Source organism: Weissella cibaria (assembly GCF_004521965.1).
GTDB classification, from domain to species: Bacteria; Bacillota; Bacilli; order Lactobacillales; family Lactobacillaceae; genus Weissella; species Weissella cibaria_A.
Genome location: NZ_SDGK01000031.1, coordinates 59,097 through 81,315 on the forward strand (window position 1 = coordinate 59,097; position 22,219 = coordinate 81,315).

Annotated in this window: 22 protein-coding genes and 1 pseudogene; 20 read left to right on the forward strand and 3 right to left on the reverse strand. The window is 44.6% G+C overall.

All coding sequences use genetic code 11. The annotated features are described in order from the left end of the window. The first annotated feature begins 43 nt into the window (after positions 1 to 43). Positions 44 to 616, forward strand: a complete 573-nt coding sequence (locus tag EST42_RS04760) for a uracil-DNA glycosylase family protein (protein WP_134644447.1) — start codon at positions 44 to 46, stop codon at positions 614 to 616. A gap of 112 nt (positions 617 to 728) precedes the next feature. Then, complete coding sequence (locus EST42_RS04765) at positions 729 to 3,233, forward strand: leucine-rich repeat domain-containing protein (RefSeq protein ID WP_134644448.1); 2,505 nt, start codon at positions 729 to 731, stop codon at positions 3,231 to 3,233. Between the two features lie 81 nt (positions 3,234 to 3,314). Here EST42_RS04765 and EST42_RS04770 read toward each other — a convergent pair whose 3' ends face one another. Beyond that, positions 3,315 to 4,157, reverse strand: a complete 843-nt coding sequence (locus tag EST42_RS04770; protein WP_134644449.1) for an aldo/keto reductase — start codon at positions 4,155 to 4,157, stop codon at positions 3,315 to 3,317. A gap of 154 nt (positions 4,158 to 4,311) precedes the next feature. Between EST42_RS04770 and EST42_RS11550 the strand changes: the two are divergent. The 3 genes and pseudogenes from EST42_RS11550 (at position 4,312) to EST42_RS04785 (ending at position 7,828) form a co-directional block, all read left to right on the forward strand. Continuing rightward, a pseudogene (locus EST42_RS11550) lies at positions 4,312 to 5,968 on the forward strand (glycoside hydrolase family 13 protein). A gap of 55 nt (positions 5,969 to 6,023) precedes the next feature. Then, positions 6,024 to 7,193 (forward strand): ATP-binding protein, encoded by a 1,170-nt coding sequence (locus tag EST42_RS04780; protein WP_134644450.1) that lies wholly within the window; start codon positions 6,024 to 6,026, stop codon positions 7,191 to 7,193. 5 nt (positions 7,194 to 7,198) lie between these two features. Further along, positions 7,199 to 7,828, forward strand: coding sequence for a phosphatase PAP2 family protein (locus tag EST42_RS04785; RefSeq protein WP_134644451.1), 630 nt, complete (start codon positions 7,199 to 7,201; stop codon positions 7,826 to 7,828). A 52-nt stretch (positions 7,829 to 7,880) separates the two neighbouring features. Here the strand turns inward: EST42_RS04785 and EST42_RS04790 are convergent, their stop codons facing one another. Further along, the gene (locus tag EST42_RS04790; protein WP_134644452.1) at positions 7,881 to 8,174 is read right to left on the reverse strand and encodes a hypothetical protein; all 294 of its coding nucleotides are present in this window, start codon (positions 8,172 to 8,174) and stop codon (positions 7,881 to 7,883) included. A 116-nt stretch (positions 8,175 to 8,290) separates the two neighbouring features. Between EST42_RS04790 and EST42_RS11025 the strand changes: the two genes are divergently transcribed. From EST42_RS11025 to EST42_RS04835, 12 genes are all read left to right on the forward strand, one after another. Then, positions 8,291 to 8,440 carry a hypothetical protein gene (locus tag EST42_RS11025; protein ID WP_245150381.1) on the forward strand — a complete coding sequence of 50 codons (150 nt, stop codon included), beginning with the start codon at positions 8,291 to 8,293 and terminating at the stop codon, positions 8,438 to 8,440. Further along, positions 8,437 to 8,721, forward strand: coding sequence for an MFS transporter (locus EST42_RS11030; protein WP_245150382.1), 285 nt, complete (start codon positions 8,437 to 8,439; stop codon positions 8,719 to 8,721). The genes EST42_RS11025 and EST42_RS11030 overlap by 4 nt, the downstream gene beginning before the upstream one ends. Next, a complete protein-coding gene (locus EST42_RS11035; RefSeq protein ID WP_245150383.1) occupies positions 8,682 to 9,029 on the forward strand; it encodes an MFS transporter in 348 nt (115 codons plus the stop codon). Before EST42_RS11030 ends, EST42_RS11035 begins: the two co-directional genes overlap by 40 nt. Before the next feature lie 3 nt (positions 9,030 to 9,032). Further along, a complete protein-coding gene (locus EST42_RS11040; protein WP_245150384.1) occupies positions 9,033 to 9,383 on the forward strand; it encodes a hypothetical protein in 351 nt (116 codons plus the stop codon). Positions 9,384 to 9,499: 116 nt separating this feature from the next. Next, the gene (gene uvrA, locus EST42_RS04800) at positions 9,500 to 12,355 is read left to right on the forward strand and encodes an excinuclease ABC subunit UvrA (protein WP_134644453.1); all 2,856 of its coding nucleotides are present in this window, start codon (positions 9,500 to 9,502) and stop codon (positions 12,353 to 12,355) included. A 119-nt stretch (positions 12,356 to 12,474) separates the two neighbouring features. Further along, positions 12,475 to 12,597, forward strand: a complete 123-nt coding sequence (locus EST42_RS04805) for a putative metal homeostasis protein (protein ID WP_010372234.1) — start codon at positions 12,475 to 12,477, stop codon at positions 12,595 to 12,597. Positions 12,598 to 12,752: 155 nt separating this feature from the next. Beyond that, on the forward strand, positions 12,753 to 13,646 hold the full coding sequence (gene rapZ / locus EST42_RS04810; protein WP_134644454.1) for an RNase adapter RapZ: 894 nt from the start codon (positions 12,753 to 12,755) through the stop codon (positions 13,644 to 13,646). Then, complete coding sequence (locus EST42_RS04815; protein ID WP_134644455.1) at positions 13,643 to 14,647, forward strand: gluconeogenesis factor YvcK family protein; 1,005 nt, start codon at positions 13,643 to 13,645, stop codon at positions 14,645 to 14,647. Before rapZ ends, EST42_RS04815 begins: the two co-directional genes overlap by 4 nt. A gap of 16 nt (positions 14,648 to 14,663) precedes the next feature. Then, on the forward strand, positions 14,664 to 15,620 hold the full coding sequence (gene whiA, locus EST42_RS04820; RefSeq protein WP_099088478.1) for a DNA-binding protein WhiA: 957 nt from the start codon (positions 14,664 to 14,666) through the stop codon (positions 15,618 to 15,620). A gap of 84 nt (positions 15,621 to 15,704) precedes the next feature. Beyond that, on the forward strand, positions 15,705 to 16,298 hold the full coding sequence (locus EST42_RS04825; protein WP_010372244.1) for an ATP-dependent Clp protease proteolytic subunit: 594 nt from the start codon (positions 15,705 to 15,707) through the stop codon (positions 16,296 to 16,298). A gap of 345 nt (positions 16,299 to 16,643) precedes the next feature. Continuing rightward, positions 16,644 to 17,639 carry a D-2-hydroxyacid dehydrogenase gene (locus tag EST42_RS04830; RefSeq protein ID WP_134644456.1) on the forward strand — a complete coding sequence of 332 codons (996 nt, stop codon included), beginning with the start codon at positions 16,644 to 16,646 and terminating at the stop codon, positions 17,637 to 17,639. 139 nt (positions 17,640 to 17,778) lie between these two features. Next, positions 17,779 to 18,921 (forward strand): PTS sugar transporter subunit IIC, encoded by a 1,143-nt coding sequence (locus EST42_RS04835; RefSeq protein WP_134644457.1) that lies wholly within the window; start codon positions 17,779 to 17,781, stop codon positions 18,919 to 18,921. Positions 18,922 to 19,041: 120 nt separating this feature from the next. Here EST42_RS04835 and EST42_RS04840 read toward each other — a convergent pair whose 3' ends face one another. After that, positions 19,042 to 20,310 carry an ISL3 family transposase gene (locus EST42_RS04840; RefSeq protein ID WP_134643756.1) on the reverse strand — a complete coding sequence of 423 codons (1,269 nt, stop codon included), beginning with the start codon at positions 20,308 to 20,310 and terminating at the stop codon, positions 19,042 to 19,044. A gap of 259 nt (positions 20,311 to 20,569) precedes the next feature. Between EST42_RS04840 and EST42_RS04845 the strand changes: the two genes are divergently transcribed. The 3 genes from EST42_RS04845 to EST42_RS04855 all read left to right on the forward strand — a co-directional run bounded on the left by EST42_RS04845 (position 20,570) and on the right by EST42_RS04855 (position 22,132). Then, positions 20,570 to 21,046 (forward strand): glutathione peroxidase, encoded by a 477-nt coding sequence (locus tag EST42_RS04845; RefSeq protein ID WP_134644458.1) that lies wholly within the window; start codon positions 20,570 to 20,572, stop codon positions 21,044 to 21,046. Between the two features lie 100 nt (positions 21,047 to 21,146). Beyond that, positions 21,147 to 21,719: a hypothetical protein gene (locus EST42_RS04850; RefSeq protein WP_134644459.1), complete on the forward strand. Its 573-nt coding sequence runs from the start codon at positions 21,147 to 21,149 to the stop codon at positions 21,717 to 21,719. 74 nt (positions 21,720 to 21,793) lie between these two features. Next, positions 21,794 to 22,132 (forward strand): heavy metal-binding domain-containing protein, encoded by a 339-nt coding sequence (locus EST42_RS04855; RefSeq protein WP_010371450.1) that lies wholly within the window; start codon positions 21,794 to 21,796, stop codon positions 22,130 to 22,132. Positions 22,133 to 22,219 lie beyond the last annotated feature (87 nt).

Below are 22,219 nucleotides of genomic sequence, written 5' to 3' on the forward strand. Positions count from 1 at the left end.
TTACTTTTGTTTGCTATGATAGTAGTAACAAGGAGGCGGGGAAATGGACTTAAAAGCAGAAATTATGGCTGATCCGCGGAATCAATCATTTACTGAGCGAGGACTTGAGCCAATTTACATGGTCGGGAAAGATGTCCGGATTTTAATCATTGGTCAAGCGCCAGGATTAAAGGTTGAACAGACGGGGGTATCGTTCAATGATAAGAGTGGCGACCGACTGCGAGAGTGGATGGGCATTGATCGTGACGTATTTTATGATTCGGGCCTAATTGGCGTTTTGCCAATGGATTTTTATTATCCAGGTAAAGCGAAAACGGGTGATTTGCCGCCACGTAAATTTGTGGCACAGGAATGGCATCAGCGGATCATGGCGACGATGCCGAATATTGACTTGATTTTGTTACTTGGCGGTTATTCGCAAAAGTATTATTTAGGTGTTAAGAGCAGTGAGACCTTAACGTCGATTGTGAAACGTTTTGCAGATTTTGGGCCTAAGTATTTTCCGTTGGCCCACCCATCCCCACTGAACAACATTTGGCTGGCTAAGAATCCATGGTTTGAAGCTACAGTTGTGCCAGCACTTCAAAAAAAGGTGGCGATGATTCTGGCTAAATAAGTTTGTGGAAACACTGTTTATTAGTAAGTATTCCTGTACACTCCTAAAAGTAGGACTAATTTAATGTCGGCTATGAACATGTCGACCTAGGATATGTAGGCAAGAGAATCTTATGAATATAAAGTGGACGGCAATGATTGGTGGGTTGCTATTTAGTAGTGTGTTAGGCGGCGTGACGATTACGTCAACGCCAACATACGCGACTAATAATATTGCTATGGCAACTGATGCTGCCTCTGACTGGGTACCAAATGCAGCGCTGCGTCAAGCACTACAAAGTGCGTTGGGTGCCGGTGTACCACTGACTAAAAGCAATGTTGCCCAAATTCAGCAATTGAATTTGACTTATGACGGTATCACGGACTTAACTGGTTTGGAATACGCCACTAATCTCAGTATCATTGACTTAACGGAGAATGCGATTTCAGACATTAGCGCGTTGGCCAATCTACCTAAGTTGCAGGATGTTAGTTTGCGGATGAACAAAGCGACCGTCTTGCCTGATTTAACGCCTTTAACAAGTACACCGATTAAAAGCTTGAACTTGGTTGCAGACGATTATGGGTTGGTTCCTGAAAAGTTAGCGGCACTTAATCAGATGACAACGTTAACATCACTTGAAATGCAGAATACGAAAGTAACCAGTGTGCCCGAACTAGGCAATTTGCAGCAACTGCGCGAATTAGGTTTGGCAGGTAACAAACTAACAGATGTTAGTGCATTGGCACATTTGACAGAATTAACGTCATTAAAGGTTGGTTCGAATCAAATTACTGATTTTACATCGATTGCCAAACTAACGAATTTGACCACGCTTGTAATTGGTAATAATCGTAGCAGCGATATCAGCATGTTAAGCGCTTTGACGAAGTTGCAGCAGGGAACGTTCTCGCAGATGGGCTTAACGGATGCGATGATGCCAACATTTGCGGCGATGCCAGATTTGACGGAGTTATCAATTGATTTTAATGATCAAATTACAAGTTTGACCGCGTTGCAACAGTTAACGAAATTGACGAGCTTGAACTTAAGCAAAGATCAAGTCGCCGATTTAACACCACTGCAGCATTTGACGTCGTTAACGAGTTTGAATTTCTCAAATGCGCAAGTGACCACGCTACAGCCAATCGCAGGATTAACGAATTTGGCTTATGTGAACTTGCTACGTAATCATGTACGGGATTTGACGCCTTTAGCTAATATGACAGGGTTAACCTATGTGAATGCTAAGCAACAGTCAATCACGTTGCCAGCGGCTGCGGTTAGTGCGGGGCAGATGGACGTCACCGTACCAGTCACTGCTAAAGCGATTGACGGCACGTCGGTCGCAATTACCCCACAAGCAGATACTAATGCAACGGTAACGGATGACCAAGTCACATTTACCGGGGTCACAGCTGGTACGACTGGTTATTTGGCGTGGGATAACGCAGCGGCAACGGGGAAGAGTCAGCGCTTCTCTGGTACGATTGCGCAATCGTTTGAGCAGGCAGTTGAGACAAACGCTCCAGAAACACAACGGATTGCAGTGAAACTAGCCGTACTGAAAGGTGACGGCAGTCAATTAACATCGGTTTCCAGTAACTATGTCCAACCAGATGCGATGTTCGAAGCTGATGGTACCGGTGGTGGCTGCCTGTATGTCAATGTTAGTGTGCCAAGTACTTATGGGGATGATAGTGTGACCTTTAAGGATGGTGAACGACTATCGACGAAGACGGTTGGCGTGTCGACCTTAATGACGACAAAGTTTCATCTAACGCCAGCACAAGTTGCGAATCTATACTTTATGGAAAATATGCACGTGAATATTGCTAGTATTGGATATAATCATCGTTATGATGTCGCCTTTAAGGTAACGGGTATTCCGGACAGCCAACCAACGGTGACATTACCCGGTTTGGTAGCAGCTAGCTCACGGGCGTCCCAGTCTAGCCAGGCTAGTTCACAGTCATCAAGTATGAGCCAAGCGGCGTCACATATGAAATCAAGCCAGGCATTGACGAGTGAGCAAGCTCAGCCGTCGCAGCAGTTTAGCAGCCAGGCTTCTCACGTACACCAAAGATCATCGATGACGACCCAGACGCGGGCTAAGCACTCTGCGGCAACACAGAAAGTGGCTTCATCAGCAGAACGGTCAACGGTCGGTAAGCGGGGCATCCCATTGGTGGTTGCTAGTCAGGCAATGTCAGCTAGTGAGGTAGTTGATACGACACCGGCAATAACGCAAACCTTGCCATCGGTAGTCGCATCACAAACCGTAGCACCAAATAGCGTCGCGATTAGTGTGCCAAGCATGGCGGGCAGCCAAGCGGTTAGTGTTGTGGCGGCGCCGTCAAGGACGCAACCAACACAAATTGCAGCAACGGCACCGACGAGTTCAGCGGTGCAACCAGTCCAGAGCGGTCAAGCAGTGCACGCAGCGCCACAAACCGCTTCGGTAGTTGACCAAGCGACTGGCCGTGCGACAACACGTCAGTCGGCGCAAGCAACGACTCGTACCAGGGCCGTGAACCAACCGGCAACCGCTACTAAAACGTGGTCAACGTTTGATACGCTTGCCAGCGTGATTGGTGGTCTGGCCGGATTAGGGCTTGCATGGGGCTTCTTAGTCTGATTCAAACTTTTATAAGTGAAAAGCGTGTGAGAAAAAGGCCGCCAATCATCTGATACATCAGGAGACTGGCGACCTTTTTTACTATTCAAATTCTTCGTACTCGTTAGGATCCTGACCGTCAATCCGGCCATCGGCACGATTTAGCTGGTTAATCGTGTCAATTTCTTCAGCGGTCAGATTGAAATCAAAGGTTGCGGCATTATCGCGTTGGTGAATTGGGTTGGTCGAACGCAAGATTGGGACAATCCCGCGGTCGATATGCCAGCGAGTGATAATTTGACTCGGTGTCTTGCCATACTTGTCAGCAATTGCTTGAACGACTGGTTCGCGCATGGCGCCACCACCACGGCCAAGCGGACTCCAAGCTTCAATCGTGATACCACGATCAATATTTGCTTGAACGTTATCCGTTTGAACCCAGTAAGGATGAATTTCAATTTGGTTCACGGCAGGCTTGACGCCGGTTGCATCAATAATGCGGTCCAAGTGTTCCGGTTCAAAGTTTGAAACACCAATTGAACGAATCAAACCAAGCTTTTGGGCTGTAACCAACGCGTGCCAAGCTTCGACGTATTTATCACGCTTTGGGAGTGGCCAGTGAATAATGAACAGGTCGAAGTAGTCCAAGCCCATGCGAGCCAATGATTCTTGAATGGACATCAAAGCATCATCGTAGCCGTGATATTTACCGGGCAACTTTGATGTGATGAATAATTCACTGCGAGGCACGCCAGACTGTCGAGTGGCTTCGCCAACAATGCCTTCATTGTCGTAGTTTGTTGCAGAATCGATTAAACGGTAACCGCTTTTAATGGCTGCCAGAATTTGTTGACGACCAGCGCCACCACGTATCTGGTACGTTCCTAATCCCATAACAGGGAGTGGATGTCCGTCATTTAAAGTTAGTGTTGGAATATTAACCATTTGATGTAACCTCCCTTTCATCTGATAACCATACTTTCTCACTAAAAAGCAATTTATGCAAACGCTCTCATTGCCAAGAGCGATTATTTGCACAACTAGGAAGTCATTCGGTATATTGGTGGTAAGTGCGCACAGTTAAGAGGAGGGCACAGCAATGGCGCAACGACACTGGTGGCAAGACGAAGTGGTCTATCAAATTTATCCCCGTTCCTTTCAAGATAGTAATCATGATGGCATTGGTGATATTCAGGGCGTGATTAGCCAACTGGACTATATCCAATCATTAGGAATTACAACAATTTGGCTATCACCGGTCTATAAGCCCCCCATGGTTGATATGGGGTATGACATTTCAGATTATCAAGATATCAACCCACAGTTTGGATCACTGACTGATTTCAAGGAACTGCTAATGGCAGCTAACGAACGTCAAATTAAAATTGTGATAGATTTAGTGGTCAATCATACATCGAATCAACATGCCTGGTTCAAACAAGCGTTAGCGGATCCAGCAAGTCCATATCGTGAGTTTTACATTTTTAAGACCGCAACAGATGGTACGGGACCGAATAATTGGCACAGTATTTTTGGCGGCTCAACATGGACGCCAGTACCGAATGAGCCATGAACTTATTATTTTCATACCTTTGCGTCGGAACAACCGGATTTGAATTGACAAAATCCAGCACTACGCCGGGCAATCTATGACATGGTTAACTGGTGGTTAGACCTAGGTGTCGTCGTCTTTTGCATTGATGCGATTACGCATTAAAAAAAGGATTTAGATTGGGCGAGTTTACCGGTTGACGGTAGCGATGGGTTGGTTTCAGTAACAAATAAAGGGCAAAACCGGCCGGGAATTGAACGGTTCCTAAGTGCGTTGAAAGCGGAAACGTTTGCTAAATATGATGCCGTAACAATTGGTGAAGCATATGGCGTACCCCAACAGGACTTGCATCAGTACATTGGACCGGATGGTTATTTTTTAATGATTTTCGATTTTTTGTACATGAATATTGAAGTTGAAAATATTGATGAATGGTACCGCGATCGGTCGGCATGTACTACTAGTGATTTACTCGTTGAATCACAACAGCAAGTGCAAGTGATTGAAGGGTATTTGGGTAACGTGTTGGAAAACCACAATCAGCCACGCTTTTTATCATAACTAGTGCCGAATGTGGCTTATCAAACAGCGGTCACAGCAAAAAAACTTAGCGACGATGTATTATTTTCTGCCTGGGGTGCCGTTTATTTACCAGGGGCAAGAACTGGGGATGAAAAATTTTGAGCGCCGGCATATTTCGAAATTCAATGATGTCTCATCGTTGAATGACTATTAAATGACACTACGTGACGGCTTCTCAGAGGCCGAAGCACTGCAATGGTTAAATGCGAAGTCACGGGATAATGCCCGCACGCCACTGCAATGGACTGGTGAAACGTTTGGTGGCTTTTCAGAAGTGGAACCATGGTTTCCAATGGGGAAACATCGGGCTGATATTAATGTTGCAACTGAAGAACAAGACCCGGCATCGGTCTTGAACTATTACCGTCGTCAGCCACAATGGCATGATGTGATTATTGATGGCACTTTTCATCCATTAACACGCCTGCCGGCCGATGTCATCGCGTACCAACGTCGCTTGGGTAACCGTCTGATTACCGTGTTGGTCAATTTAAGTGTGCAATCATCACGATTTAGTCTGATTCAGGTTGGTGAGGTGCTGACGCAATTGGGTGAAGTTACGATGAGTGGGCACCGCATTACGATGGCGCCATATACGGCTGTGGTAATGGGGATTTCTTAGTCCACTTATTGGTATACTAATGAACAGACACGAACGAATGGGGGATTTCATTACAATGATTGCGTTGACTGATAATTTTGCGGTAACGCCAGATGATTTGTTGCGACAACATCTGCTGATTTTAGGAGCGACTGGTAGTGGTAAGTCGACGAGTGCGGTGACAATTTTGCATGACTTGATGATGCAAAACCAAACGACGATTATTATCGATCCAACAGGCGAGTATACGAAGTTGCCACACGCCGTCGTTGCAAAATTAGGCTACAACGCTTTTATTGATTATGAACAACTAACGGGTGCAGAAATCGCGCAAATTTTCGGCGTCACGGAGGCGGTGGCGACAGAGAAAATGGTTGATGCGTGGCAAAGTTTGAAAATTCAAAAGAATGTCGTCCGTCAGTCAGGGGTCTATCAAAAGCTTAACCGTCCTTGGTCAACGTTTGAGGCGGATGCCCAGCGATTGTATGACTATCCACAGCCGGCCGATATGCATTTGCTGCCAGAGCAGTTGCAGCAAGAATTTGCTGTACCCACAGATAATTTTGATTTGATTGGTCAGAGGGTTGATCAGGCAGGCCTTCGGACGCTTTTGCCACTAATTCGTCGCATTAAAAGTCAAACAAGTCAACCGGACTTTCAGCAGCTATTTAATTTACCAAGTCGTAAGAAAATTTCGATGGTGGGTATGAGAACTGATGTCATGTATTTGATGCGGTTGTTTAGTAGTCAGCGGAGCGAACAAAAAATGCTGGTCATTGATTTGTCAGAATTAGCGGATAATTTAGGTTTAGGTAAGGTTGTTGTGTCACTATTGATGACGGCGTTGCTACGTATCAAGCAAACAGGCACACAACAGTTGTCAGTAACGGTGTTGATTGACGAAGCACACCGTTATTTGTTGCAACAACCTGGTGTAGTGGACGGCATTTTACGTGTTGCACGTGAAGGACGTAAAGCGGGCTTGTATCTAATGCTGACGACACAAAGTCCGCTTGATTTGCCGGCTGGGTTGTTGGGACAATTTGGTAATTATTTGATTCACCGTTTAAATACGGCAACAGAATTGGCGCAATTGCCAGCGCTTGCACCACTGGGACAACGCATTGCAGTACAGCAAGTTGGTGAAGCCATCTTGGCAGGTAATCAATTTGTGCCACCACGTGAGCTACAGATACGACAGGTTGCAGCAATGCAACATCGGACTGCATCGCCCAAATTTTTTTAGAGGATGTGGTCATTTTGAATAAACGATTAACAATGCCAATTAGTGGCTTAGCGATACTGCTGTTTGGTTTTTTTGCGTGGGGCGTCATGCAACATGCAACATGGATTTCAGACATTGATCGCACGGGTATCGCTTGGATTCAAGGTGATTTCACACATGGCAAAACCGCCTTCTTAACCGGGGTTACGCTTTTGGCCCAGCCGGCGACGGGGGTTGCCCTGACGGCGCTGTTCGTTGTGTGGGCAGTTATCACTAAACACCTTCGTATGGGGGCGTTTGTAGGATTCAGTGTTGTTGCTGGGGCTGGCTTAATGTGGATTATTAAAAATATTGTCCAACGGCCACGGCCGACAGCGAACCGATTGATTACCGAACATGGCTATTCATTTCCATCAGGCCATTCCATCAATGCCATGGCGTTTTATGGCGCTCTATTGGTATTGATTTGGCTATACGCTCGTAAACACTGGGTAAAGGGGATTGCAACAATCGTTTTGGTTGCGGTACTCATCTTAATCCCAATTAGTCGGGTGTACTTGGGTGTGCACTATCCAAGTGATGTGCTAGCCGGCTTACTGCTTGGACTAGCAACGATGTTATCAGCAGCGACGATTATTCTGCCTAAGAAAGCTTAATTGAAAACGGTCACACCGCACAATTCATTGTGTCAGGTGTGACCGTTTTTAATTAAGCTTCTGTTTTTGGTTCAGGAACAAACGTATCTAGGGATGACCAGAATGCAACCAGCGAGAAGACGACGATAAAGTGCCACAAGACAGTTGGCCAGGCATTACCGTAAATGTTTGTGTATGTATTGATTAAGTGTTGCATCGTAATCAAAGCCACGATTTCCTCGACCGCAATAATCAAAGCAGTCAATGCAATCGCTGCGGCCAGTACCGCGCCGGCAAGCAGGATAAATGAAGCAACGTGTTGCGCAATCCAAGTGATTGACCAGGCTTTAGCTGCCTTATGATTCATGAATAGCGACCTCCAAGTGAATGATAACTAGTCCCCATTATACGTTAATTTAGTGTTGTTGTGGGTATGGGTTTGAGGAAAACTAGGGATATTGAAATAATAGGGGTGAGTGATGTATGGCGAAAACAGGTCAAACGGTTAGTCCGCAGATTATTTGGGCGATTGTGGGGATTGGTATTTTAGCGTTTACGGGTATTTTAACAGATACATCCATGAACGCAACCTTTCCGGATTTGATGAAGCGATTTAATATTTCAGTGTGGTGAAGTGGCTGACTACGGCCTATTTGCTAATAGTATCATTGGTGATGACCACCTCAGCGTTTTTAAAAGCAAAATTCAATCCACGACAAATTTTTATCATCGCGATTGTGGCATTCTTGATTGGGGATATCATGGTGATTGTGTTGCATTCCTTCGCATTGCTGTTAGTTGGCCGTGTGATTCAAGGAATTGGAACAGGTGTCATCACATCATTGGTTTTTAATATTATCCTTGAAATGTTCCGATGGCACGTATTGGTAAGTATATGGGGTTTGGCACGATGATTTTATCGTTGGCCCCAGCCTTTGACCCAATTTTTGGTGGTGTCGTGGTCTATTACATAGTTTGGCGTGAAATTTTCTTATTGGTGTTACCAGTTGTGTTTGTCTCACTGATGGTGAATTTTGCCGTACCGACATTTGTCCAATTATCCTTGGGAGTGATAACGATGATTGCCGGATTTGCTTTGATGCCGGTATCTTTGGCAGGAGCGTTATCGAATCCAATTTATGGGCGTGCGTATGATGTGTATGGACCAAAGATGCCCCTGTTGGCAGGTAATGCAGTGTTTGTTGTGATTATGATGGGTTGATCGATGATGACGATGAATGGCATTGTCATCTCAATGACAATCTTTTACCTGTTGATGACGCTCAGCCGGACTTTAGCCTTTGGTACGTCGATGACCGTTGGGCTAGCAGAGTTATCATTGGCTGAGCGCGCAGATGGTAATGCGATTTTTAACACAGCACAGCAGTTTTCTGGCGCTATCGGAACAACGGTGGCGTCATTGTTGATGAAGATGAATCCTGATAGTGTGGCCTTTGTTGCAATGCAAACGGCGCGTGGTGCCCAGCATGTCTTTTGGTTTATGGTGGCCTTGGGAGTGCTAAACTTTGTATGGTTTAACTGCTTTTTGAAGCATAATGCGCCTTATTCAGAATAAGTCAAGTTGAATTTAATTTAAGAAAGCAAGTGAGGTGTTAGGTTATAACTAACACCTCACTTGCGTTTAGGGGTATAATAGTACTAACTAAAAACACATGAAGGAGGCTGTCCGAAATGGCCAATGATTGGATCAATATTCACGGCGCGCGCGCTCACAATTTGAAAAATGTGGACGTGGCGATTCCCCGTGACAAATTCGTGGTGATGACCGGACTCTCTGGTTCTGGTAAGAGTTCACTTGCCTTTGACACGTTATATGCAGAAGGACAGAGACGATATGTTGAAAGTTTGTCTGCCTATGCCCGTCAGTTCTTAGGACAAATGGATAAGCCAGATGTAGATGCCATTGAAGGATTAAGTCCTGCTATCTCTATCGATCAAAAGACGACCTCAAAAAATCCTCGCTCAACGGTGGGTACGGTAACTGAGATTAACGACTATTATCGTCTATTGTTTGCCCGTGTTGGGCAGCCTGACGCGGCCGAAGATGGCACGATTGTGAAGACGTCAATTGACCAAATGCTGAATTATTTGACGGAGAACTTGGATGAAGGCACGCGAATGCAAATCCTATCACCAATTGTTCGTCATAAGCGTGGTTCGCACGCGATGGCTTTTGAACGTATTCAAAAAGAAGGCTTTGTCCGTGTCATGGTCGATGGTGAGATGCATGAAATCACCGACGAACTGATGTTGGATAAGAACAAGTATCACGATATTTCAATTGTGGTTGATCGTATTATCTTGCGGGATGGGTCACGCGCACGTTTGTTCGAGTCTTTTGAATCAGCAATGCGCATGGCCGAAGGGGTTGTGACGGTTGATGTGATTGGTGGTGAACCAATCACGTTCTCAGATCACTACACTGGTCCGTTGAAGGACTTTGCGGTGGGGAAGCTGGAACCACAGCTGTTTTCATTCAACGCACCCATGGGAGCGTGTGAAATCTGTGGGGGCTTGGGGATGACACTTGAGGTCGATTTTGACCGAGTTATTCCTGATAAGTCAAAGTCATTGGCTGATGGAGCTATTGTGGCCTGGAACCCAATTTCATCATCATACTACCCAGAAATGTTGCGCCAATTTGCTGAGCAATTTGGGATTCCAATGGACGTCCCATTTGAAGAATTGACTGCTGATCAACAAGACATGGTGCTGTATGGCTCACGTTTGAAGCCGTTCCACTTCCACTATGAAAATGATTTTGGCGGGGTGCGTGATGTTGACGTCCCATTCGAAGGGGTGATCAATAACATCGACCGTCGCTACCGTGAATCAAATTCTGATTTTACTCGTGAACAAATGCGTAGCTACATGGACGAATTGACTTGCAACGCTTGTGGCGGATACCGTTTGAACCCAGCTGCTTTGTCGGTTAAGGTCGGTGACAAGCACATTGGTCAAGTGTCAGAGATGCCAGTTGATAAGGAATTGGAATTTTTTGAAAATGTGAAGTTTGGTAAGCAAGACAGTCAGATTGCAGCTCCCATTGTTAAGGAAATTACGGATCGTTTGAGCTTCTTGAAGAACGTTGGGCTAGACTATCTAACGCTCTCTCGTTCAGCGCGAACGTTGTCGGGTGGTGAGGCACAACGTATTCGTTTGGCAACGCAAATTGGGTCAAACCTATCGGGTGTGATGTATGTTTTGGACGAGCCATCAATTGGGTTGCACCAACGTGATAATGACCGCTTGATTAATTCATTGAAGCAGATGCGTGATTTAGGTAACACGTTGATTGTCGTTGAACACGATGAAGATACGATGAAAGCGGCAGACTACATCATCGACGTGGGGCCAGGGGCTGGTGACCATGGTGGTGAAATCATGGCGACGGGTACTCCGGCAGAAATCGAAGCAAATGATAACTCGCTAACGGGACAATACCTATCAGGCAAGAAGTTTATTCCAGTTCCTGAAACGCGACGTGAGGGTAACGGTAAAAAAATTACGATTACTGGTGCATCGGAAAACAACTTGAAAAATGTGAAAGTTGACTTTCCGTTAAGCAAGTTTGTCGCCGTGACGGGGGTTTCTGGTTCTGGAAAATCAACGCTGGTGAACACAATCTTGAAGCGAGCTTTGAAGATGGAGTTGAACAATAACTCTGAAAAGCCTGGTAAGTACAAGAAGATAACCGGTTTTGAGAATGTCGACAAGATTGTTGATATTGATCAAAGTCCAATCGGGCGTACGCCACGCTCAAACCCAGCGACGTATACGGGCGTTTTTGATGATATTCGCACGCTATTTGCGCAGACAAATGAAGCTAAGCTACGTGGCTATAACAAAGGCCGTTTCTCATTTAACACGAAGGGTGGCCGTTGTGAGACATGTAAGGGTGATGGTGTCATCAAAATCGAGATGAACTTCCTCCCTGACGTTTACGTAACATGTGAAGTTTGTGGTGGAACCCGTTACAACTCAGAAACGCTTGAAGTAACGTATCGTGGTTTGACGATCGCTGATGTTTTGAATTTGACGGCTGAACAAGCTGTCGACTTCTTCGCCCCAATTCCAAAGATTCGTCGTAAGTTGCAAACGATTGTTGATGTAGGTTTGGGTTATGTAACGCTTGGCCAATCAGCGACGACATTGTCTGGTGGTGAAGCACAACGGATGAAGTTGGCGTCAGAACTGCAACGTAAGTCAACTGGTAAGACATTCTACATCTTGGACGAACCAACCACTGGCTTGCACGTTGATGACATTTCACGCTTGCTTGAAGTGTTACAACGTCTAGTTGATGGTGGTAACACTGTTTTGGTTATCGAACACAATTTGGATGTCATCAAGACAGCTGACTGGCTAATTGATATGGGTCCAGAAGGCGGTGAAGGTGGTGGAACAGTGCTTGCCACCGGTACGCCAGAGGATATCGCTGCCGTGTCAGCTTCATATACAGGTCAATATCTTGGCCCAATTATGACACGTGACCGCGAACGTGCGGCTGCGCCGACGGCAAAGTAAAGATTAAGTGCATGTTACGGTTGGCCTTTTAGGTTGCGTTTGGGGTTTGATGCGTGTATACTACTTTTTTGTAAGTTACATTTTTGAAGAAAATAAAGACTAAAAGTGAGGTAAACATCATGGCTGAAAAGTTGGATGTGGCATCAGCTCGTCGTAAGATGAAGAGTCCAAACATTAAGACTCGCAAGCGAGCATTGAAGGCATTGCACGATGCACGTAAGGCAGCGAACAACAAGAAGTAATTCTTGGCGTTATGTAAAAACTCCCTAGAAGGCTGAAATCAGCTATCTAGGGAGTTTTTTGATATCAAGTTAACGGTTCACAAAAACCACATAGCCGGGCGTTTTCTCTCAATGGTATAATAACCTAGACACATTATATGTTCGGAGGGATGCATATGCCTAAAAAAGAATTGGTTATCGTTACGGGGATGAGTGGCGCTGGTAAAACAGTTGCTATTCAAGCCTTTGAAGATCTTGGTTACTTTACTGTTCAAAACCTGCCACCTGCTATGTTGCCAAAATTCTGGCAAATGATTTCTGATGAAGAAAACATTCAGCGGGCTGCAGTGATGATCGATTTGCGGTCACAAAGTTTTTTCGCTGACTTAGATGACGAGATTCGTATTATGTCAGCTTCAAATCATGATAAGTATGATTTGAAGATTGTGTATATCGATGCGACGGATGAAGAATTGGTGGCCCGCTATAAGGAAACACGTCGTTCGCACCCGCTGTCAGGTGACCGGGGAACGTTGTACGGTATTCAAACTGAACGTCAACAACTAACAGAAATTCATGATATGGCGAGCGAAGTGATTCATACAGATGATTTTGCTCCTCGTCAATTGCGTAACTATATTCAAGAACATTTCGGGTCGGATGCTGATCGTGCGGGGACTTTTTCTGTGCAAGTGATGAGCTTCGGGTTTAAGTATGGTGTGCCAGTTGATGCTGACTTGGTTATTGATGTGCGCTTTTTAAAGAATCCCTACTACATCACGACTTTGCGTGAACAAACAGGCTTGGATAAGGTAGTTTGGGATTATGTCTGGTCAAGTGAAGATGCCGAAGAATTTTATGAGCGTCAAAGTAGCTTGATTAAGTGGTTGTTACCAAAGTATAAGGCTGAGGGCAAAAGTACACTAACGATTGCCTTTGGTTGCACTGGCGGTCAACACCGATCGGTGGCGTATGCACACCGCTTGAGCCAAGATTTGGCGACTGATTGGAAGGTAAACGAATACCACCGTGATACTGAGCGTCGCAAAGAAAGCAGTAATCGCTCATGACAGAGACTTTTAAAGTAACGACACGGCCAAAGATTGTTGTCATTGGCGGTGGATCCGGCCAACCAGTGATTTTGCGGGGGTTGAAGCAGTATGATACTGATTTAACTGCCGTTATTACGGTGGCTGATGATGGTGGCTCTTCTGGAACGTTGCGTGATTATCTCAATATGGTACCGCCTGGTGATATTCGAAATGTGATGGCTGTTTTATCGAGTTTGCCACAAGAAATTATTGATATTTTCCAATACCGTTTTCATAAAGAGGATGAAATGCTAGCGAATCACGCGTTGGGGAACTTAATTATTGCGGCGATGGCAGAAAAGGAACGTGACATTTTTACAGGCGTTCAGACGTTGGCAAAAGTCATGGGCGTACGGGGCCATGTGTATCCGGTAGCGGACGAGCCGCTGGTGTTGCATGCCACATTTTCAGACGGCACGACTTTGTCTGGTGAAGCTGAAATTACGGCTGCCCACAAGCGCATTGATAGTATTTGGGTGACACCGCAAGATGATTCGACGAATGAAGTTGCGCAAGCGCCATCAGAGGTCATTAACACCATTTTGAACGCAGATGTGATTGTTTTAGGACCAGGAAGTTTGTTTACGAGTGTCTTACCAAATTTGATGGTTCCTAACGTCGCTGAAGCATTAAAGGCAACCCGGGCGAAAGTGGTTTACATTGCGAACATCATGACGCAAAAGGGCGAAACTGATGATTTCTCAGATGCTGATCACCTTCGCGCGATTAATCGACACGTGGGTGATAACGTCGTTGATGCTGTGATTATGAATACTGGCGTCGTACCAGAAGACTATATCGATTGGAAGAAGTGGAATGAGGTCTCGCACCAGGTGACGTTTGATCCGGAAGAAGTCCGACAAGAAGGTGCGGTACCTGTCTTGGGCGATTTGTTAGAGTTGCGGGATGATGGTGCCTTTCACAATGGTGATACTGTGGCCCAATTAATCATGCAAATTGCTAACTCGCCCGAAATATAAAAAGGAGGTGTAAACTGTGTCATTTGCAAGTGATGTGAAAAAAGAATTAACAATGCTTGAGATTAACAATCCAGATAATGCGAAGGCTGAATTGTCAGCATTGTTGCGAATGAATGGTTCGCTAGGACTAGCAAACATGCGGTTTACGCTGAATGTACAAACTGAGAATGCAGCGACAGCCCGACGGATTCTGGGATTGCTCCAACAGTTCTACCAGTTGCCGTCAGAAATTTCGGTCCGACGCCAGATGAAACTGAAGAAGAATAATCTGTATGTCGTGCGAATCGTGCAAGGTGTAAATGAATTGTTGGATGATTTGCACATTTTTGAAGACTTTGAATTATTGCCAACGGTACCAGATGACTGGCTAGCTGATGAAGGTAAAGCACGTTCTTATTTGCGTGGGGCGTTTCTAGCGGCCGGATCGGTTAATAATCCAGAAACAAGTCGGTATCACTTGGAGATTTATTCATTGTATGAAGAACAAGCGCACCAATTGGAAGGCTTGATGAATCGGTTTGATTTAAATGCTAAAGTCGTTGATCGCCGGTCAGGTTACATTGTTTATCTAAAAGAAGCTGAAAAAATCGGTGATATGTTAATGGTGATTGGGGCGACTAATGCCATGCTTAAAATGGAAGACGTGCGTATTCTACGGGATATGCGTAATTCTGTTAACCGATTAGTTAATGCCGAGAATGCTAATTTGGATAAGACAGTTAACGCCAGCCAAAAGCAGATTGATGATATTGAATTTTTAGATGAAGAAATTGGGTTAGCCCGTCTGCCTGAAAAGTTACGTGAAATTGCTGAGGTTCGGCTTGCCCATCGCGAGGAACCGTTGTCGGAACTCGGTCAATACGTGCCGTCTGGTGAAATTTCTAAGTCAGGGGTTAATCATCGTCTGCGTAAACTCTCGAAGATGGCTGATGATTTACGGACTACGGGGGCACTTCCTAAAGGAATCAACTAGAAGGCCTCATTTTGTTTGACCATGTTTGACGAAATGTCTAAAATATAGGTATGTTATGATTTGAACATCAGGAGGAAATAAAAAATGAACCCAATTCCATACGTTATTGAGCAATCATCACGTGGTGAACGTTCTTACGACATTTACTCACGTTTGTTGATTGACCGTATTATCATGGTCAGTGGACCAATTGAATCACAAATGGCAACGGCAATCATTGCCCAATTGCTATTCTTGGATGCACAAGATCCAGATAAGGATATCTACATGTACATTAACTCTCCTGGTGGAGAAGTTAATGCCGGTATGGCCATCTATGACACTATGAACTTCATTCACGCCGATGTACAAACGATTGTTATCGGCCTGGCTGCTTCAATGGCGTCAGTCTTGGCTTCATCAGGAGCAAAGGGCAAGCGCTTTATGCTACCTAACTCTCAGTTTATGATTCACCAACCATCTGGTGGTGCACAAGGTCAACAAACTGAAATTGCGATTGCGGCTGAAGAGATTTTGAAGACGCGTAAGAAGTTGAATGAAATCTTGGCTGCAAACACAGACAACCCATATGAGCGTCTTGAACGTGATACGGAACGTGACCATTGGTTGGATGCGGAAGAATCACTTGAATACGGTCTGGTTGATAAGATCATGAAGAACGCTGACGATCGTAAGTAAATCGTTAATATTCGTCATAAACATGTCCTTAATATCGTCGTTTGGGCATGTTTTTTTCTTAGATTAATAGTGCGTATTCCGATAAGTTGGAGTTTTAGTGGTTTTTGACCGTTTTTTAGGGCCGAATGTGAATTATTCGTGAAATTTGTGAACTTTTATGCAGCAAAAAAAGGGCCAAAAGATACGCCGTTTGACATACTACTGTGACATTGGTGGGTGTTTTGGCCCGAGTTTTGTCCAAATGGGACAAAACTATGTGAAACTAGTTTGGGAAAGCATGTTGACTTATTCACAAGTTGCCCTATAATGAATAAGTGTTAAGAAACGCTTTGGAGGATTTTAGTTATGAAGATTTTTGCATACGGTATTCGTGAAGACGAAAAGCCATCATTGAACGAGTGGATTGCCGCTCACCCGGAAGTTGAAGTTGGGTACACTGACAAGTTGTTGGATCCCAAGACGGCTAAGTTGGCAGAAGGTGCTGATGCAGTTAATGTCTACCAACAATTGGACTACACACGTGAGACGTTGACGGCATTGCACGAATTGGGCATCAATAAGATGTCATTACGTAACGTTGGTACGGATAACATTGATTTCGATGCCGCTCGCGAATTTGATTTTTCAATTTCAAACGTACCTGTTTACTCACCAAATGCCATTGCTGAGCACTCAATGATTCAAATGTCACGTTTGTTGCGTCGCGCGAAGGCGTTGGACGCCAAGATTGCGAACCATGACTTGCGTTGGGCACCAACAATTGGACGTGAAGTACGCATGCAAACGGTTGGTGTTATCGGTACTGGTCACATTGGTCGTGTTGCAATTAACATCTTGAAGGGCTTTGGCGCCAAGGTAATCGCTTACGACTTGTACCGCAACGCAGAGTTGGAAGCAGAAGGCATCTACGTTGATACGTTGGATGAGTTGTACGCACAAGCAGACGTTATTTCATTGTACGTACCAGGTGTCCCAGCTAACCACCACATGATCAACGCAGAGTCAATTGCAAAGATGAAAGACGGCGTTGTCTTGGTTAACGTTTCACGTGGTAACTTGATGGATATCGACGCAGTTATTGCTGGTTTGGATTCAGGTAAGATTTCAGACTTTGCGATGGACGTTTACGAAGAAGAAGTTGGTTTGTTTAATGTCGACTGGTCAGATAAGGAATTCCCAGACGCTAAGATTGCTGACTTAATTGCCCGCGAGAACGTTTTGGTTACGCCTCACACGGCTTTCTACACGACAAAGGCTGTGCTTGAAATGGTTCACCAATCAATGGATGCCTCATTGGCATTTATTAATGGTGAAACTCCAGCTATTGCAGTTGAATACTAATTGTGATAACTTGCTTTTTGTAAGTAATTATTCATTTTTATAATCCTCTCCAAATGAAATGCCGACTGTTGTGAGATTCAGCGGTTTTCGAGAATTTGTTGGGAATTGAGTTTTTGGTTTGAAAGGTTAATTGAATATTATGACGAGCGAATTTTTTGACGGTTCATACGAGCTGAAGTTGAAGGATTTCTTCTTCAAGGTGCTTTCTGGATCTGCCCAAGGTATCTTGATTGGTGTTTTGCCATCTGCCGTAATGAAGTACATCTTGAAGATGTTCGGCACGGCGCAATGGGCACTTGATTTGTCAGCGATTTTGACGCTGTTCGCATCATTCATTCCGTTGTTGATTGGTCTTGCGGTTGCCATGCAATTCCGCATGAAGGCGCTTGATGCGGGTGTTATGGCGATTGCGGTTGGTGCATCTGCTGGTTCTCTAAAGTGGGCAACGGCACCTGCTGGCTTCGTAAACCCAGTGACAGGCGTTAAGTTGACGGCACCTGCTAACGTGTACATCGCAGCTGGCGCTGGTGACGTGATTAACGCTATCATCGTCGCTGCGGTTGCAGTTTTGGTTATCTGGTTAGTATCAAAGTACCTAAAGGGCTTTGGTTCAGTAGCGATTATCTTGAGCCCAATTGTTATTGGTGGTGGTGTGGCTTTGTTTGGTAAGGCAATTGCTCCATACGTTGCTTACATCACGACTTGGGTTGGTGATGCTGTGCGTTTGGCAACTGACTTGCAACCATTGCCAATGTCAATTGCGATTGCGATGGCCTTCTCATTCATCATTATCACGCCTATCTCAACGGTTGGAATTGCTTTGGCAATCGCCTTGTCAGGTTTGGGTGCTGGTGCTGCAGGTGTTGGTGTTGTTGCTACGACAGTTATCTTGTTGATCAACTCATGGAAGGTTAACAAGAAGGGAACGACGGTTGCCATCTTCTTGGGTGCGATGAAGGGTATGATGCCAGCAATTTTCAAGAAGCCTATTATGATTTTGAGCTTCTTGGTTGCAGCAGCTATCTCAGCTATCCCAGTGGCAATCTTCAACGTACAAGGAACGCCTACATCAGCTGGTTTCGGTTGGATTGGAATGGTTTCACCAATTCAATCAATGATTGCTGATGGTGCCGAAAGAGATATCGTAACGCACACGATTGGTGCTTTCCCAGCCTTGTTGACTTGGTTGATTGTGCCAGCTGTTGCTGGTTTCGTAGTCGACTTATTGTTTACAAAAGTCTTTAAGTTGTACACGCCTGCTGATTTTGAGCAAGACATGTAATATGAGACAAACAAAAAGGGCTCTATGCCAAATAGCGTTGGTCGACAATGAATTTGAAAATTAACGCGATTTGAAGAGTCGCAAAAAGTGGTGATGACAGAAATGTTGTCACCACTTTTTTTAGAATTTTCCATACTTCATTTGGATACGGATGCGTCGCATGTAATTACCGAGGTTTTGATAACCGTATGCGGTACGAGCTATTTGCTTAAGGCGACGGTTGATGCCTTCGATTTTACCGTTTGACCATGGGCAACGAAGACTTTCGAGGATGCCTTTTAAATTGCGCTTAAAAGTACCGATGGTCACGTCCATGGCGGAACCCACCGGTTTGTAAGTGCTGATCAATGCATGAATTAGCTCGGGGCTACGCTTGTCCATTGCTTCTAAAGCTTCTTGGTACACTAAATAAGCCGCCTCGAGAACCGGAAATGATTTGAACACTAGCGTGAGAGCTTCTTCTTCCGTGATATATTCGTTCAAGCCTCGCATATATTTACGATGGGTAGTTTCTAAGTTGCTGTATTTTTTGAGGAAAAGGCGCCAGCCGTTTTTCATTATTTTGTATTCACGAGAGTGCTTATCAAGTAGATGCTGAATGCCTGTGCGAATAGTGTTGATGGCACGGGTCATTAGTTGAACGATATGGAATCGATCAATGACAATTTGGGCATTAGGAAATAGTTCCGGCACGAGGGTAGCGTAGCTAGCGTTCATGTCCATGACGACGTGCGTGACTGCCTGGCGTTGCTTCAAAGAGAAGCCATAGAAATAACTTCGGATTGTGTTTAAATCACGACTTGGCAATATCTCCATAAAGTTGTCAGGTGATGCATACACGAAAGCGTATGATCTGCTAATTCGAATTTCATCGAAGCTTAGAACTGCTGGTAAATGACTGTAGTCATAACGATAATCCTGGAGTTCGTCGTTGATAACACGGTGAACTGTTGAGTGTGAAAGACGCAAAATAAAACCGATAACTTTCTCTGAAATATCCTCCATAGCCAGTCGAATAACTTGAAGGCGTAGGGGTTTAGAGATGTTTCGGGCTTCTTCTAAATCGGGTGATGACACAACTACGGAAGCGTTGCACTCATGGCAGTAATAGCGCTGCTTACGCAGGCGTAGGCGGTTGTCGAAACCGTTAGTTGCGGGTAGCTTTACTTCGGTGGGTTTGCTGAAACCATTTTTGGTTAATATACTCTCTTGGCCACACAACGTGCATCGATCCATATCACCGTGTAGTGCAGCTTCATAAACGATAGTTTTATGATTATCTTTTCCACGATATGAGATGTGGTTGAATTCACCGTTATCATCCATTAAAAATTCGAAATTTGGGTCTGTTAATCCGACGCTACGTAGGATAGAATCATTTAAAGACATCAATAGCTCTCCTTGTATTTTGGTCTTAGACGACTTTAGGATACACCGAGCTATTGGTGTTTTTATTGTTGTTCTGAGAATGATTGATAAATGCAAAAAAGCGTTGGCGATTAACCACCAACGCCAAAAAGAATAGAACCGTCTTTTTTAATCTACATTATTTAATAATGATGCCAAAATATAATAAATTTGCCATGGAAAAACGGTTACAATAATTGTAGAAGCGATTGCACAGGAATGATTATATGGGGGAAACAATATGACGACTGTTTACGATTTTAAAGAACGTACCCAAGGGGGCCAAGAGCTAGACTTGCAACAATTTACAGGGGATGTGATGGTTATTGTTAATACGGCAAGCAGGTGTGGCCTAGCCCCGCAATTAACGGATCTCCAAGCGCTGTATGATCGATACCAAGATGAGGGGTTTACGATTATTGGATGCCCATCTAATCAATTCAAACAAGAATTGGATAATACTTCTGAAATTGGCGCATTTTGCCGAAAAAATTATGGCGTCACATTTCCAATGACAGAAATGATCGCAGTTAACGGGGATGAGACAGCACCGTTGTTCGACTACTTGAAGGCTGAGTCTGGTCACGGTCGCATTAAGTGGAATTACACGAAATTTTTGATTGGGCGCGATGGCCAACCTATTGCACGCTATGCGCCGACGACAGCGCCAAGCAAGATGGTTAAGGATATTGAACGAGCTCTCGCAACTACGAAGTAATTGATAACCAACGACAAATAGCTCTTGTTAAATTTGGTCATATTTCTTTGGTAGTATCCAAGGTAATAAGCACAAGTTTGACTAAGGGGGGATTTAGTAGATGGTTAAAAAAGGAATGATTGCGACGAATATCGCGGTGCCAGTTGTGACACTTTGTGGCGCCGGTAGGTATTACGCATGGCAACAACATAATGATTCAAAACAGCAACAGGAGCGACGACTTAGTGAAGCGGAGAGTGCTTTAAGTTCGTTGCAATCTGAAAGTGCAAAGCAAGTGACAAGTAATAAGGCAACATCAGTTAGCCAATCAAGCGTTGACGTTGCGACTAGTAATGATAATACATCGGTAGCTGAAGCTGGGACTGAATCGACAAGTATGGCAGTGTCGACTACCACGGCATCTCAGTATGATATTTTTAGTGATCCAAATGCATCGATTGATCAGTTGACGCAAGCGGTGCGTGAAGTAGTCAATCAATACACGCAAACAGACCTGTCATCTTGGGCTTTGAGTGGGATTCGTTATGTAGACGGTGGGTATCATATGCAGGCCACTGACCCAAACAGTACAACGTCAGTGCATTACCAATTCCGTATGACGCCACACGAAGCAACTGTCACGATGGATTCTTCGTCTAATCCAGGGATGGCTGCTGGAACAATTAATTATTAAACACAAATTTGGTTGCCACTGACCAGACTATATCGGTATGATTACAATAGAAAAACTAAGGGGGATAAACAAACATGGCGAATGCAAATGATATTATCATTGCGACGACAGAAAATATTGCGGGTTATGAAGTGGTGGAAACACTAGGTGAGGTCTTCGGCCTAACGACACGCTCAAAGAACGTCGTTGCAGATATTGGGGCTGGATTGAAGACCATCGTGGGTGGTGAAATCAAGGCCTACACGTCATTGCTTGAAGAGACACGTAATTCATCTTTGGAGCGGTTGCGTGATAACGCGGCTAAAATGGGTGCTGATGCAGTGATTATGATGCGTTTTGATTCAGGATCAATGGGTGCTGATATGAACATGGTGGCTGCTTACGGCACGGCTGTTAAATTGCAAAAGAAATAGTTAATGAACGTCCGAATGCTAATTGCACTTCGGACGTTTTTTGTGTACAAAAAGGTGCTATTATGAATAAAAGATTAGGAACGGTGG